Below are 13,301 nucleotides of genomic sequence, written 5' to 3'. Positions count from 1 at the left end.
AAGGGCCGTCCGAGACTAGGACGTAGATAGGCAGGGTGTGGAAGCGTAGCGATACGTGCAGCTAACCTGTACTAATGACCCGTGCGGCTTAACCATACAACACCCAAGAAGTGTGAGACCTTGCGGTTTCGAGAACAAATTCATCGAAGACAGCTTTTCCGGATTAAAGTTTATGCCTGGCGGCGATAGCGTTGTGGTCCCACCTGACTCCATGCCGAACTCAGAAGTGAAACGCACCCGCGCCGATGATAGTGTGGCAGCTGCCATGTGAAAGTAGGTCACTGCCAGGCACCCAAATTTGTAGCGTCGAGAGATTCGACCGGTCCACTGAAGAGGACCCTACAAACCGCTTTTGCGGAGCGGTAGTTCAGTTGGTTAGAATACCGGCCTGTCACGCCGGGGGTCGCGGGTTCGAGCCCCGTCCGCTCCGCCATCACTCAAAACCCCAGCAGAAATGCTGGGGTTTTTTCGTATTGGCGGCGCCGGACGGCTGGATGATGTCGGCGCGCTGCGCCTTCGCTGCAAAGGCGGTGCCTTTGCCGCTCCGCCATCACTTCAAAGCCCTGGCCAATAGGTCAGGGCTTTTTTTGTTTTCTGCTTTATGATTCGACGAAGTTTGCCTCTATCAGCACTAAGGCTGTGCACAGGTATTATAAAATTCCGTACAATGCCTGCCTTATTACAAGGGGGGCTTATGCCGATTCAATTCAATAAACTGATCCTGTGGAACCTGCTTGCAGTGGCTGTTTTCGCCAGCTGGTACTGGTTGCCGGGTCATAGTTTCTGGTTCCATATCGACAGTGCGGTTTTTTATTATTTCAATGACAAGCTGGGCGAAAGTCAGGCCTGGGTCAATGTCGTGGCCGTTGCCAATAACAGGGCATTCGATGGCGTCGCCCTGCTGGCCATGGGACTGGTGTATTACAGCTATTATCGCGGGGCCGGTGTCGAGCAGCGGCGACAACTGCTGATCATCGGTTTGCTGATGTTGTTGACCGCCGTGGGGCTGAACCAGTTGGGTCGAGCCATCCCCGTCGACAGGCCCAGCCCGACCCTGACTTTCGACAACATTCACCGGCTGACCGAGCTGGCCGGCTTCAAGACCAAGGACTCTTCCGGCGACAGTTTTCCCGGTGATCATGGCTTGATGCTGATGATCTACACCGCCTTTGTCTGGCGCTATCTGTCCTGGAAGGCGGGCCTCTGGGGCTGCCTGTTCGTGGTGGTGTTTTCCGCCCCCAGGGTGATGGGCGGCGCCCACTGGTGGACCGACATCTATGTCGGTGCCTTGGCGGTGGCGGCCTTCGGCCTGGCCTGGCTGCTGCAGACCGGCCTGATGGATGCGGCCATCGCCTGGCTGGACCGACAACTCCCCCGCCTCAAGCGCGCCTGAACTACTGCTGTTGAAACAGGGCCGGGATCTGGCGAATAAGCCAGCTCTTGGCCTTGCCCATGGCATCCCGCCGCCAGGCCAGCACCACGTCCGTGGTTTCCCGGCAACTGGTCGAGACTTCCTTCAACTCGCCCCTTTCCAGCATGTCGCCCAGCCAGGACAGGGGGACGGACGAGATCCCGAGCCCGGCCTTTACCGCGGTGATCTTGTCCTGCATGGTGCTGACGGTCAGCCGCGACTGCTTGTCGAACAGGCGGAAGGTCAGCGGTGGCTTGAAACGGGCGGTGTCGGCCACGGCGATGGCCCGGTAGCGGCTGAGCACTTCCTCGGTCAGTGGACCGGTTTCCTGATGAATGGGGTGACGCGGATGGGCCACATAGACGAAGGTTTCCTGGTAGAGAAACTGGGTCTTGATGCCGGGACTCATCACCGCGTCTTCGCGCAGGGGGGTAATGGCCAGATCGGCGCGTCCGGTCTCCAGGGCTTCCCAGGTGCCGGCCAGTACCTCGTGGGCCAGTTTGATGTCGGTCTCGGTCTGGCGGGAAAGGGCGTCCAGCACCGGGAACAGCCGCTCGCTGGGCATGATGGCGTCCACGGCCAGGGTAATGCGGGTTTCCCAGCCCCGCTCCAGGGCCCGGGCATCCTCCACCAGTTGGGTGGCGGCGTGCAGCAACTGGCGGCCGCGCTCCAGCAGCAGCCGGCCTACCGGGGTGAACTGGGTCTTGTGACCGGAGCGATCGAACAGCGCCAGATCCAGCTCGTCTTCCAGCTTCTGGATGGTGTAACTGAGGGCGGAGGGGACCTTGCCCAGCTCGTCGGCGGCGGCGGCGAAACTGCCCCGGCGCTCGATGGCATCCAGCACCCGCAGGGCCTCCAGGGTCAGGGCTTTTTCTCTAGACATAACTCGTTATCAGGCAATTGAGATGCGTCCACAATAACGCAGCCGCCTGGCGGTTGCACCCATCCGCCGCTAAAACCAGCCCAGCCCCTTCAGCAGGGCGGCGCCCAGGCTGGTGCTGACCAGGGAGCCGAGCGTGGTGACGGCGATGATATTGGCCGCCAGCACGGCGTTGCCGCCCATGGCGCGCACCATCACATAGCTGGCGGCGGCGGTGGGCGAGGCGTTGATCAGGAACAGCATGGTCAGTTCGGCTCCGCGAAAGCCCACCAGGTAACCGCCCAGGGTGATCAGGCCGGGAATGGCCAGTAGCCGCAGCAGGGCGACGGGAGGGACCAGGCCGGTTTCCTCCTGGCCCCGTTTCAGGCTCAGGGTGGCCCCGGTGCAGAGCAGCGCCACCGGCAGTGTCATCTGGGCCAGGTAATGGCCGGTCTTCATCAGCACGGCCGGCACCTGCCAGTCGCTGGCGGCGAAGGGCAGGGCCGCGACTATGCCGATGATCAGCGGATTCTGGGCAATGCCCTTGAGGATTTTCCCCAGCTGCAGGCCCTGGCCCTGGTTCAGGCTGCGGTTCAGGGTAACCACCGCCAGTATGTTGAAGAGGATGGTGAGGCAGGCCACGTACATGGCGACGGATGCCACTCCCTGGGAGCCGTAGGCATTGTTGACATAGGCCAGGCCGATAATGCCCATGTTGGCGCGAAAGGCGCCCTGCACCAGTATGCCGCGCAGCCGTTGGTTGGAGGTCAGGCGGCGGGCCAGCAGCTCCAGCAGCATAAAGGCCACCAGGGTGGCGCCGATGCCGTAGAGGATAAGCGCCGGGCTCGCCATCTGGCTGAAGTCGGTCTGGGCGATGCTGGTGAACAGCAGCATGGGCAGGGCGACATTGAACACCAGCTTACTGGCGCCGTCGATAAAGCCTTCGTTCATCATCTGAGTGCGGCGCAGGGCGATGCCGAGCAGCAGCATCAGGCAGATGGGGCCGGTAATGGAAAGGGAAAACAGCAGGCTGTTGATGAGCTCGTTCATGGAGATCGAAATAAAAGGCAGGGGGACTCAAGCATGCCGCGAGCGGAGGTGCAGGGCAATAGCTCTTGGTGCCGGCGACAGTCATAAATGGAAAAAGGCGCAACGATGCGCCTTTTTCCATTTATGACTGATAATCGCCCGCCCGCTCCGGCTGGTAATCGACGGCGGTGATGGTGACCTGCAGCATCTTGCCGTTGGGGCCGGGCCACTCGATGCTCTGGCCGACGGCCAACCCCAGCAGGGCGCTGCCGATGGGAGCCAGTACCGAGATCTTGTCCTTGGCGCCGTCCATGTCGCGGGGATAGCACAGGGTCTTGGTGAAGGTCTCGTCACCGGCCATGGTGAACCTGATGGTCGAGTTCATGGTGACGATATTGTCCGGCATGTCGCTCGGCGCCACGACCCGGGCGCGGTCCAGCTCGTCCTCCAGCCGCCGGATGGCGGGAGAGTCGGGCTGGTTTTCGAGCAGGGCTTCAAGCCGGGCCAGATCCAGGGTGGAAATAGTAATAGGCGGCAACTGGGCCATATCAACCTCCATAAAAAAGCAGGCAACGCCGAAAGCGCTGCCTGAACCGATGCCTAAGATATACCCCAAGCCGGCGACTTAAGCCAGCCTTGTGGTTAGCAATTTGTGGGGAATGGCATGGAATTGCCACCCTGGGGTTAATTTTCGGGGTGACTTTGCGTTAAATCAAAAAAGCCCTGCGCTTTGTGGGGCAAACTGCCCGCCAGATATCCTACATACCTCAAAAGAAATAAGGACAGAGCATGAAAAAACTTTCCCTGCTGGTTGCCGCTGCGTTAATGGTCCCTGTCGCCCATGCCCATCAGGCCGGCGATATTCTGGTACGGGGTGGTGCGATGGCCGTCAGTCCCACCACTGACTCTGGTGATACTTTTAATGTGGACTCCAACACCCAGCTTGGTTTGACCCTGTCCTATATGATCACCGATAACTGGGCGGTGGAGCTGCTGGCTGCCACGCCCTTTTCTCATAGCGTTGAATTAAAAGGCGCAGGTGAAGTGGCCAAGGTAAAACACCTGCCGCCGACCCTGATGGCCCAATACTATTTCGGCAATGCCCAGAGCAAGGTGCGGCCCTATGTGGGCGCCGGCATCAACTACACCTTCTTCTTTGATGAAAAGGGCCGTGGGGTTCTTGATGGCGCCGATGTTAAAGCCGACGATTCCTGGGGCCTGGCGGCCCAGGCTGGCCTGGATATGAGGATCAACGACAACTGGTTCGTCAACGGTTCCATCTGGTACATGGATATTGACACCGATGTGTCCGTTAATGGCAATCATGTGGACAAGGCCAACATCGATCCCGTCGGCCTGATGGTGGGCCTGGGTTACCGTTTCTAGTCGATTTGCAATGTGGGTTGAGAGGTTTTAAACCTCGGCAGTGTTTGGGCAGACCAAGTCTGCCCTTTTTTATGGTTGGAAAAGATCAGGCAATGGCGGCGGGCAGTGTCACCTGCTCCTTCACCTTGTCGACGATATAGCCGCCGATGGGAATGGCGGAGGTGGCCGCCGGTGAGGGGGCGTTGCAGACGTTGATGGTGCGCTTGGTGTTGACGAACAGGAAGTCGTCCACCAGACGGCCGTCCTTCGACACCGCCTGGGCGCGGATGCCGGCCGGGTAGGGCAGCAGATCGCCCACCTGCAGGCTGGGGCAGTACTTGCGTACCAGCTCCAGGTAGCCGGCCTTGTTGAGCGAGTTCTTCATTTCCACCAGGCCCGGCTTCAGGTTCTTCATCAACACCTTGAGGATGCCCGGGTAGGTGAACATCTCCAGGGTGTCTTTCAGCGAGATATCGCTCTTGTTGTAGCCTTCCCGCTTGAACGCCAGCACCGCATTGGGGCCCACGGTCACGGTGCCGTCGATCATCCGGGTCAGGTGTACCCCGAGGAAGGGCATGTTCGGATCCGGAATCGGGTAGATCAGGTGGTTCACTATCTGGTTGTGCTCGGGCTTGAGCAGGTAGTATTCACCACGGAAGGGGCAGATCTTGAACTCGGGCTCGATGCCCAGCATGCGCACCACCCGATCCGCCATCAGCCCGGAGCAGGACACCAGGTACTTGCCCTGGAACTCGCCCTGGCCGGTCTGCACCACCACCTGGGAGACCTCTTCCTTCAGTCCGGTCACCTCGGCGTTGTAGCGGATCTCCCCGCCCAGGCGCTCGAATTCCCGGCCCATGGCGGCGGTCACCTGCTTGTAGCTGACGATGCCGCTGGAGGGCACGAAGATGCCGCCCAGGCCGGTGATATTGGGTTCGCGTTCCTTCAGCTCGTCGGCATTGAGCCAGTAGCGCTCCAGGCCATTGGCCTCGCTCCTGTCCCACAACGCCTTCATCCGCTCCATTTCCAGTTCGTTGGTGGCCACCAGCAGCTTGCCGCACTCGTCATAGGGAATGGCGTGCTCCTGGCAAAACGCCTTGGTGGCAATATTGCCTTCCAGGCAGAACCTGGCCTTGAGGCTGCCCGGGGTGTAGTAGACGCCGGCGTGGATCACGCCGCTGTTGTGGCCGGTCTGGTGCCGGGCCGGGCCGGATTCCTTCTCCAGCAGCAGCATCTTGCTGTCCGGATAGGTCTTTTTCAGCTGCCAGGCGGTCGACATGCCGACGATGCCGCCGCCGATGATGATGAAATCAAACACTGCTCTGTTCACCTGTATGTTAGAGAGGCGAAAGCCGGGGCAGGCCCCGGCACCTTTAATTATGGTTGTGCTACAAGGTGCCGCGCCCGGCGGCACCCTGTCAAAGTCTTTAGCCCTGGGTCGGGTTTTTCAGGGTCTTGGCATGGGTGAAGTAACCGCGTTGGCGCATCAGCTCCCGGCGCAGGCCTTCATGGGCGATGAACTTGTCGCGGCCGTGCAGCCAGAAGTGGTTGTTGATCAGCAGGAAGGAGCCGGTGGGCACCCGCACCGACAGCTTGCGGGCGCTGGTTTCCAGGGCCTCGGACAGATCCGCCAGCCAGACGCCTTCCTCGTAGTTCTTGGGCTGCACGAACTGGTCGATGTAGGCCATGATCGGCTGGCCACTGCGGTCGGTGTCGAACACCGCGTGGTACACGTCCTTGGTGGTGTTCTTGCTGGGCGGCGCGGCCCAGCGCATCACCCGGCGGGCCATGGGGTCGGCGTAGAAATGCTCCAGGTGCTCCCAGTCGTCCAGGTGCAGCAGCAGGGAGTTGCCGCCTTCCATGTTCTGCTCGTCGATTTTCAGCATCAGCACGTAGTCGGTGTCCTGCTCGACGAAGGTGCCGTCGTTGTGCAGTTCCATCACCCGGTGGGCCTGGCGCAGGTAGCTGTCGGAGTTGTCCTGGTTCTGCACCACGAAGCGGGCGTAGTACTGGCCGCTCATGGCGTCGTAGTTGGAGCGGCCGAACAGGTGGGCCACGGCGGTGGTGAACTTGACCATGTCTTCCGCCTGCGCAACCTTGTCCAGCCCTTCCGGGGTGATCAGCAGGGCACCGGTGTCGCGATCCACCAGGGTGTTGACCAGCAGGGGCTGCAGCGCCTGGCCGCACAGCTCGTTGAGGATCTGGGCGACCCGAAAACGCAGGAAGGACTTGTATTCCAGCGCCTGTACCGGCCATTCGGCGGTGGCGTCGAGGAAGGCCTTGACGGTCTGCGCATCGAAGCGCAGTTCCAGCAGGCGCTCGGACTGGGCGGAAGGGGCCAGGCTGAAGCCCTGGTATTTGTGATTCACGAAATCGGCGGTGGCAACGTTGGACATGATGGCTTCCTTGTTATTTCACGTGGTGTAGGTCAAAGCGGCGTAATGTCGCTGTATATTTAAAATGTCGACATTTTTGATTTTTGTCAATAAATGATGCTGATTTTATGATCACCGTTGCAATTTCGTTATAATGGCGGGACGAAACTATGCAGGAACAGAGCATGAACAACCTCGATGCACCCCGGGAGAACCTGGCGCGGACGGCCTACCAGCAATTGAAGCAGGACATCATCCGCGGTCACTTCGGCCCTGGTGAGAAACTGCTGATGAGCACCCTCAAGAACCGTTACGGCCTGGGCGTGAGCCCGTTGCGGGAGGCGCTGTCGCAACTGGTGTCGGAGCGATTGGTCACCGCCGAGAGCCAGCGCGGCTTTCGGGTCAGCCCCATGTCGGTGGCGGAACTGAAAGACATCTACGACGCCCGGGCCCAGCTCGAGGGGCTGGTGGTGGAGCTGGCCATGGCCCGGGGCGACGATCTCTGGGAGGCGGGGGTGGTGGCGGCCCATCATGCCCTGGCCAAGGTGACCCACCTCGAATCGGTGGAGGAGCAGCTCAGCCAGTGGGACAGCCGCCACCAGGCCTTTCACAACGCCGTGGCCGCCGGCTGCCGTTCACCCCAGTTGCTGGTGGTGCGCCAGACCCTGATGGATCAGGCGGCCCGTTATCGCTACCTGTGGCTGAAACGCACCGTGTTCAGCGAGCAGGCGCTGGCGGAAAAACAACGGGAACACCAGGCCCTGCTCGAAGCCATACTGGCGCGCAATCCCCAGGCCGTGGCCATGATGCGCGAGCATCTGCACAGCCCCATCTCCATCATCACCCAGGTGTTGGCCGAACAGGGCGTGCGCTGAGTTTTTCGGGATCGGGCTGCCCGGTCCCGCCTTTCCTTTCTTCTCCCATTCTTTCTTTAGTCATAAATCCCCCTCAAAAGAGTCCTCCTCTTCCATATATGCTTTTTAGTGCTAAAAAAGTAGTGCTTATCACTTTTTTAAAAGAAGTCCTTGCTCCCAGAAGTTCAGCAGTGTAAATATAAAGCCATTCGGACGTCTAAACGTCTTTATAGCCGAAGAGAGCACGGAGATAACAATAATGGCTTTGTCACACAACCTGGGGTTTCCCCGCATCGGTACCCGACGCCAGCTGAAGTTCGCCCTCGAGTCCTACTGGAAAGGGCAGTCCGACGCCGGCGAACTCGACATCATTGCCCGGCAGACCCGCAAGGCGGCACGCCAGTACCAGCAGGGCCTGGATCTGCAGCCGGTGGGCGATTTTTCCTTCTACGACCATGTGCTGGACACCAGTGCCCTGCTGGGGGTGATCCCGGCGCGTTTCAACCAACCGGCGGATGAGCCGGTAAGCCTGGATACCTATTTCCGCGTGGCCCGTGGCCGGGCGCCGACCGGTGAAGACACCTTCGCCAGCGAGATGACCAAGTGGTTCGACACCAACTACCACTACCTGGTACCGGAAATCACCGCCGATCAGGCCTTCCGCCTGGCCAGCACCAAGCTGTTCGATGAAGTGCAGGAAGCCAGGGAGCAGGGCATTGCCGTCAAGCCGGTGTTGCTGGGGCCGGTGACCTGGCTGTACCTGGCCAAGGTCAAGGGCGAAGAGTTCGACCGGCTGACCCTGCTGCCCCGACTGCTGGACGCCTACCGGCAAATCCTGGCCACACTGGCCACCCAGGGTGTGGAATGGCTGCAAATCGACGAGCCGCTGCTGGTGCTGGATCTGGCCCCCGAGTGGCAACGGGCGGTGACCCAGGCCTACGCCGAACTGGCCCAGGCTCCGCTCAAGCTGCTGCTGACCACCTACTTCGCCCCCCTGGCCGACAACCTGGCGCTGGTAAGCCGACTGCCGGTGGCCGGCCTGCACGTGGACGCGGTGCTGGGCGACAGCCTTGACACCATCGCCGCCGCCTGGTCCCGAGACAAGGTGCTGTCGGTGGGTATCGTCAACGGCCGCAACATCTGGGCCAACGATCTGCGCGCCTCGCTGAACAAGCTCAAACCCCTGGCCGAGCGCTACGGTGACAAGCTGTGGATAGCACCCTCCTGCTCGCTGCTGCATTCGCCGGTGGATCTGGACTCGGAAGACCAGCTCGATCAGGAGCTGACATCCTGGCTGGCCTTCGCCGCCCAGAAGGTGCAGGAAGTGATCATCCTGACCCGGGGCATCAACCAGGGTGAAACGGCCATCGCCGCCGAGCTGGCCGCCTCCGATGCCAGAGTGGCATCACGCCAGACCTCCAGGCGCATCCACAACGAGGCGGTCAAGGCGCGGGTGGCGGCCATCAAGGCCGGCGACGACCGGCGCGGCGCGCCCTATGCGGAGCGGGCCCGGGTGCAGGCGGCCAGGCTGCGACTGCCGCTGTTCCCCACCACCACCATCGGCTCCTTCCCCCAGACCGCCGAGATCCGCGCCCTGCGCCGGGATCACAAGGCGGGCAGCCTCGATGAGCAGGCCTACGAAGAAGGCATCCAGCAGCATATCCGCCAGGCCATCGACGAGCAGCAAGCCCTGGGGCTGGATGTGTTCGTGCACGGCGAGGCCGAGCGCAACGACATGGTGGAGTATTTTGGCGAGCTGCTGGAAGGCTTTGCCCTCACCCGCTTCGGCTGGGTACAGAGTTACGGCTCCCGCTGCGTCAAGCCGCCCATCATCTTCGGCGACGTCTGGCGCGCCAAGCCGATGACCGTCAGCTGGACCCGGTACGCCCAGAGCCTGACCGACAAGCCGGTCAAGGGCATGCTCACCGGCCCGGTGACCATTTTGTCCTGGTCCTTCCCGCGGGAAGACGAGAGCGACCTCAATTCCGCCTACCAGATCGCCCTGGCCCTGCGCGACGAGGTGGCGGACCTGGAAGCGGCCGGGGTGGGCATCATCCAGATCGACGAGCCGGCGTTCCGTGAGCTGATGCCACTGCGCAAGGCTCCCCAGGCGGCCTACCTGGCCTGGGCCGAAAAGGCCTTCCGCCTGAGTGCCTCCGTGGTGGCGAACACTACTCAGATCCACACCCATATGTGTTATTCTGAGTTCAACGAAATCATCGAGTCCATCGCCCGCCTGGATGCGGACGTGATCACCATCGAAACCTCCCGTTCCGACATGGAACTCTTGGATGTGTTCCGGGACTTCGCCTATCCCAACGAAATAGGCCCGGGGGTTTACGACATTCACTCACCGCGGATCCCCTCGGTGCCGGAGATGGTCAAACTGATCGAAAAAGCCGTGGAGCGCCTGCCCAAGGAGCGCATCTGGGTCAACCCCGACTGTGGTCTCAAGACCCGCAACTGGGAGGAAACCCGCGCGGCCCTGGCCAACATGGTGGTGGCCACCCGAGAACTGCGGGCCGCCTACGCCAAGGCTCAGGTATAACTATCATTATTGAATAAGCAATCAGGAGACAATCATGGCTTTTCACAGCGCGCGTCATGTCGAGGCGCTCAACCAATCGCTGGCCGAACTGAACGGCGATATCAATGTGTCATTCGAGTTCTTTCCGCCCAACAGCGAGCAGATGGAACAGACCCTGTGGCACTCCATCGAGCGGTTGAAGACGCTGGCGCCCAAGTTTGTCTCCGTGACCTACGGCGCCAACTCCGGTACCCGGGATCGCACCCACAAGGTGATCAAGGACATCCAGGACAAGACCGGCCTGGTGGCCGCCCCTCACCTGACCTGCATCGACGCCAGCCGGGATGAGCTGCGCGGCATCGCCCGGGACTACTGGAACAACGGCATTCGCCAGATAGTGGCACTGCGCGGCGACCTGCCCCAGGGCATGGAAAAGCCGGACATGTACGCCACCGATCTGGTGAGCCTGCTGAAGGAAGAGGCCGACTTCGACATTTCGGTGGCGGCCTACCCCGAGGTGCACCCGGAGGCCAAGAGCGCTCAGGCCGATCTGCTTAACCTCAAGCGCAAGGTCGATGCGGGTGCCAACCGGGCCATCACCCAGTTTTTCTTCGACGTCGAGTCCTACCTGCGCTTTCGCGATCGCTGCGTGACCATCGGCATCGACGTGGAGATAGTGCCGGGCATACTGCCGGTGTCCAATTACCAGACCCTGATCAAGTTTGCCGGTTTCTCCAACGTCAAGATCCCGGGCTGGATGCACCAGCGCTTCCAGGGACTGGAGGACGATCAGAACACCCGTAACCTGGTGGGCGCCAGCATCGCCATCGATCAGGTCCGGGTGCTGAGTCGGGAAGGGGTGAAGGATTTCCACTTCTATACCCTGAACCGTTCCGAGCTGACCTACGCCATCTGCCATACCCTGGGCGTGCGGCCCCAAGCGGCCAAGTAATCCCCTGCTGATAAGCAAAGCCCCCGCAGGCCTGACCTGCGGGGGCTTTTTGTTGGTTGTGTTCAGCCGCCCCGGAACCTCAGCAGCCGCAGGGCGTTGAGGGTGACCAGGGCGGTGGCGCCGGTATCGGCCAGTACCGCCAGCCAGAGTCCGGTGAGGCCGGTCAGGCTGGTGACAAGAAAGACGGCCTTGAGCCCCAGCGCCAGGGTGACGTTCTGGCGGATGTTGGCGTGGGTGGCGCGGGACAGGCGGATGGCGTCCGCCAGCCCGGTCAGCCGGTTGTGGCTGAGGGCGACGTCGGCGTTGTCCAGCGCCACGTCGGTGCCCTGGCCCATGGCGATGCCCACGCTGGCCCGGCGCAGGGCCGGAGCGTCGTTGATGCCGTCTCCCACCATGGCGAGGCTGCGGGTCCGGCCGAGCCGCTCCACTTCCGCCAGCTTGTCCTCGGGCCTGAGTCCGGCCCGGTAGCCGATACCGAGCTGGCCGGCGATGCGCGCCGCCGCCTGGTCGTGATCCCCGGTCAGCATCAGGCAGTCGATATTCAGGGCCTTGAGGGTGGCGATGCCGTCTTCGGCATCGTCCCGCAGCCGGTCGTTCAGGGCGAACAGGGCCAGCACGCTTTGTCCCAGCGCCAGTACCACCAGGGTATGGCCGCCGGCCCGCAGCCGCGCCAGCTCCCGGCGCTGGTCCGGGGTAAGCCAGGCGTCCGGCAGGTGGGCGGGGCTGCACAGCAGCAGCGCCTGGTCTTGCCAGCGGCCTTGCATGCCGGCCCCGGCCAGGGTGCGTTTGTCGTCGACGGTGGCGGGCGTCAGTCCCCGCTCTTCGGCGGCGGCCACCAGAGCCCTGGCCAGAGGATGGTGGGAGCCCGCCTCCAGGCCGGCGGCCAGGGCCAGGGCCTGGCGGTGCTCTGCGGGCGGATAGACCTTCAGTTCGCTCAGGGCCGGTCGACCAAGGGTCAGGGTACCGGTTTTGTCGAAAGCCAGGGTATCGATCCGGCCGAGTTGCTCCAGGGCGGCGCCGCCCTTGATCAGCACCCCCAGCCGGGTGGCGGCGGCCAGGGCCGAGGTGACCGCCGCCGGCGTGCTGATCACCAGGGCGCAGGGGCAGCCGATCAGCAGCAGCGCCAGGCCCCGGTAGATCCAGGTCTGCCAGTCGGCGCCAAACGCCAGGGGCGGCAGCAGTATCACCAGCAGGGCGGCCAGCATCATGGCCGGGGTATACCAGCGGCTGAAACGCTCGATAAAGCGGGCGATGGGCGCCCGGTTGGCTTCGGCCTGCTCCATCAGGTGCAGGATGCGATCCACGGTGTTGTCGCCCGGTTCGGAGGTCACCCGCAATTGCACCGGCACGTCCACCACCAGGCTGCCGGCGGCCAGCCGTTCGCCCCCCTTGCGCTCCACCGGCAGCGACTCGCCGGTGACGGCACTCTCGTCGAAGGCGGCGAGCGGGGTCAGCAGCTCGCCGTCCGCCGGCAGCCGCCCGCCCGGGTGCACCTCGATGCGATCCCCCGGCACCAGTTCGGCGGCACCCACTTCCACCGGGCCATCGGCGGTGAGCCGCCGGGCCTGTTCCGGCACCAGGGCCATCAGCGCCTTGACACCCTTGCGGGCCCGGCTGGCGGCCAGGCTTTCCAGCTTTTCTCCCACCATAAACAGCAGCAGCACCATGGCCGCTTCGGCGGTCTCGCCGAGGAAGAGGGCGCCGGTGGCGGCCACCGTCATCAGGGTCTCGATGGAGAAGGGGGAGCCGCTGCGGGCCAGGCGCCAGGCTTGGCGGGCGATGGGCACCAGCCCCCAGAGGGTGGCCAGGGTAAAGAGCGCCTGGCCCAGGGGGGGAGACAACAGGCCGGCCAGGGCCGCGGCCAGCATCAGTGCCAGCAGGGTCAGGATGTCCAGCTGGCTGCGCCACCAGGGCGTCGGGGCCGGGAGG

The 13,301-nt window shown here is 62.6% G+C and carries 11 protein-coding genes, 1 tRNA gene and 2 rRNA genes; 8 read left to right on the top strand and 6 right to left on the bottom strand.

All coding sequences use genetic code 11. The annotated features are described in order from the left end of the window. From CGX12_RS16855 to CGX12_RS16840, 4 genes are all read left to right on the top strand, one after another. Positions 1 to 96, top strand: a 23S ribosomal RNA gene (locus tag CGX12_RS16855); the annotation flags it as partial. A gap of 79 nt (positions 97 to 175) precedes the next feature. Next, positions 176 to 290 (top strand): 5S ribosomal RNA (gene rrf, locus CGX12_RS16850). 66 nt (positions 291 to 356) lie between these two features. Further along, positions 357 to 433: transfer RNA gene (locus tag CGX12_RS16845), tRNA-Asp, on the top strand. Between the two features lie 261 nt (positions 434 to 694). Further along, positions 695 to 1,393: a phosphatase PAP2 family protein gene (locus tag CGX12_RS16840; RefSeq protein WP_094041007.1), complete on the top strand. Its 699-nt coding sequence runs from the start codon at positions 695 to 697 to the stop codon at positions 1,391 to 1,393. 1 nt (position 1,394) lies between these two features. On the opposite strand, the gene CGX12_RS16835 is transcribed toward CGX12_RS16840, so the two are convergent. From CGX12_RS16835 to rnk, 3 genes are all read right to left on the bottom strand, one after another. After that, positions 1,395 to 2,294, bottom strand: a complete 900-nt coding sequence (locus tag CGX12_RS16835) for a LysR family transcriptional regulator (RefSeq protein ID WP_094041006.1) — start codon at positions 2,292 to 2,294, stop codon at positions 1,395 to 1,397. A 69-nt stretch (positions 2,295 to 2,363) separates the two neighbouring features. Next, positions 2,364 to 3,320, bottom strand: coding sequence for an AEC family transporter (locus CGX12_RS16830; RefSeq protein ID WP_094041005.1), 957 nt, complete (start codon positions 3,318 to 3,320; stop codon positions 2,364 to 2,366). A 121-nt stretch (positions 3,321 to 3,441) separates the two neighbouring features. Further along, a complete protein-coding gene (gene rnk / locus CGX12_RS16825) occupies positions 3,442 to 3,846 on the bottom strand; it encodes a nucleoside diphosphate kinase regulator (protein ID WP_094041004.1) in 405 nt (134 codons plus the stop codon). 242 nt (positions 3,847 to 4,088) lie between these two features. Here rnk and CGX12_RS16820 point away from each other — a divergent pair, with 242 nt between their 5' ends. After that, the gene (locus tag CGX12_RS16820; protein ID WP_094041003.1) at positions 4,089 to 4,685 is read left to right on the top strand and encodes an OmpW family outer membrane protein; all 597 of its coding nucleotides are present in this window, start codon (positions 4,089 to 4,091) and stop codon (positions 4,683 to 4,685) included. Positions 4,686 to 4,770: 85 nt separating this feature from the next. Here the strand turns inward: CGX12_RS16820 and lhgO are convergent, their stop codons facing one another. Both lhgO and glaH read right to left on the bottom strand, forming a co-directional pair. Next, on the bottom strand, positions 4,771 to 5,982 hold the full coding sequence (lhgO, locus tag CGX12_RS16815) for an L-2-hydroxyglutarate dehydrogenase (protein WP_094041002.1): 1,212 nt from the start codon (positions 5,980 to 5,982) through the stop codon (positions 4,771 to 4,773). 109 nt (positions 5,983 to 6,091) lie between these two features. Continuing rightward, positions 6,092 to 7,060, bottom strand: a complete 969-nt coding sequence (gene glaH / locus CGX12_RS16810; protein ID WP_094041001.1) for a glutarate dioxygenase GlaH — start codon at positions 7,058 to 7,060, stop codon at positions 6,092 to 6,094. A gap of 164 nt (positions 7,061 to 7,224) precedes the next feature. Here glaH and csiR point away from each other — a divergent pair, with 164 nt between their 5' ends. The 3 genes from csiR to metF all read left to right on the top strand — a co-directional run bounded on the left by csiR (position 7,225) and on the right by metF (position 11,372). Next, positions 7,225 to 7,914: a DNA-binding transcriptional regulator CsiR gene (gene csiR / locus CGX12_RS16805; protein WP_094041000.1), complete on the top strand. Its 690-nt coding sequence runs from the start codon at positions 7,225 to 7,227 to the stop codon at positions 7,912 to 7,914. A 238-nt stretch (positions 7,915 to 8,152) separates the two neighbouring features. Continuing rightward, the gene (metE, locus tag CGX12_RS16800; RefSeq protein WP_094040999.1) at positions 8,153 to 10,441 is read left to right on the top strand and encodes a 5-methyltetrahydropteroyltriglutamate--homocysteine S-methyltransferase; all 2,289 of its coding nucleotides are present in this window, start codon (positions 8,153 to 8,155) and stop codon (positions 10,439 to 10,441) included. A gap of 34 nt (positions 10,442 to 10,475) precedes the next feature. After that, the gene (metF, locus tag CGX12_RS16795) at positions 10,476 to 11,372 is read left to right on the top strand and encodes a methylenetetrahydrofolate reductase (RefSeq protein ID WP_094040998.1); all 897 of its coding nucleotides are present in this window, start codon (positions 10,476 to 10,478) and stop codon (positions 11,370 to 11,372) included. A gap of 62 nt (positions 11,373 to 11,434) precedes the next feature. On the opposite strand, the gene CGX12_RS16790 is transcribed toward metF, so the two are convergent. Further along, positions 11,435 to 13,301, bottom strand: a 1,867-nt coding sequence (locus tag CGX12_RS16790) for a heavy metal translocating P-type ATPase (protein WP_142995655.1), incomplete at its 5' end; no start/stop codon positions are given.

It is taken from the genome of Zobellella denitrificans (assembly GCF_002237365.1).
GTDB classification, from domain to species: Bacteria; Pseudomonadota; Gammaproteobacteria; order Enterobacterales; family Aeromonadaceae; genus Oceanimonas; species Oceanimonas denitrificans.
Note: the sequence above shows the minus strand (reverse complement) of the source record. Positions and strands in the feature narration are given on the sequence as shown.

Excerpts from the sequence above, each read along its gene's own strand:
- CGX12_RS16840 (WP_094041007.1), top strand. The coding sequence starts at position 695 with ATGCCGATTCAATTCAATAAACTGATCCTGTGGAACCTGCTTGCAGTG.
- CGX12_RS16835 (WP_094041006.1), bottom strand. The coding sequence starts at position 2,294 with ATGTCTAGAGAAAAAGCCCTGACCCTGGAGGCCCTGCGGGTGCTGGAT.
- CGX12_RS16830 (WP_094041005.1), bottom strand. The coding sequence starts at position 3,320 with ATGAACGAGCTCATCAACAGCCTGCTGTTTTCCCTTTCCATTACCGGC.
- rnk (WP_094041004.1), bottom strand. The coding sequence starts at position 3,846 with ATGGCCCAGTTGCCGCCTATTACTATTTCCACCCTGGATCTGGCCCGG.
- CGX12_RS16820 (WP_094041003.1), top strand. The coding sequence starts at position 4,089 with ATGAAAAAACTTTCCCTGCTGGTTGCCGCTGCGTTAATGGTCCCTGTC.
- glaH (WP_094041001.1), bottom strand. The coding sequence starts at position 7,060 with ATGTCCAACGTTGCCACCGCCGATTTCGTGAATCACAAATACCAGGGC.
- csiR (WP_094041000.1), top strand. The coding sequence starts at position 7,225 with ATGAACAACCTCGATGCACCCCGGGAGAACCTGGCGCGGACGGCCTAC.
- metE (WP_094040999.1), top strand. The coding sequence starts at position 8,153 with ATGGCTTTGTCACACAACCTGGGGTTTCCCCGCATCGGTACCCGACGC.
- metF (WP_094040998.1), top strand. The coding sequence starts at position 10,476 with ATGGCTTTTCACAGCGCGCGTCATGTCGAGGCGCTCAACCAATCGCTG.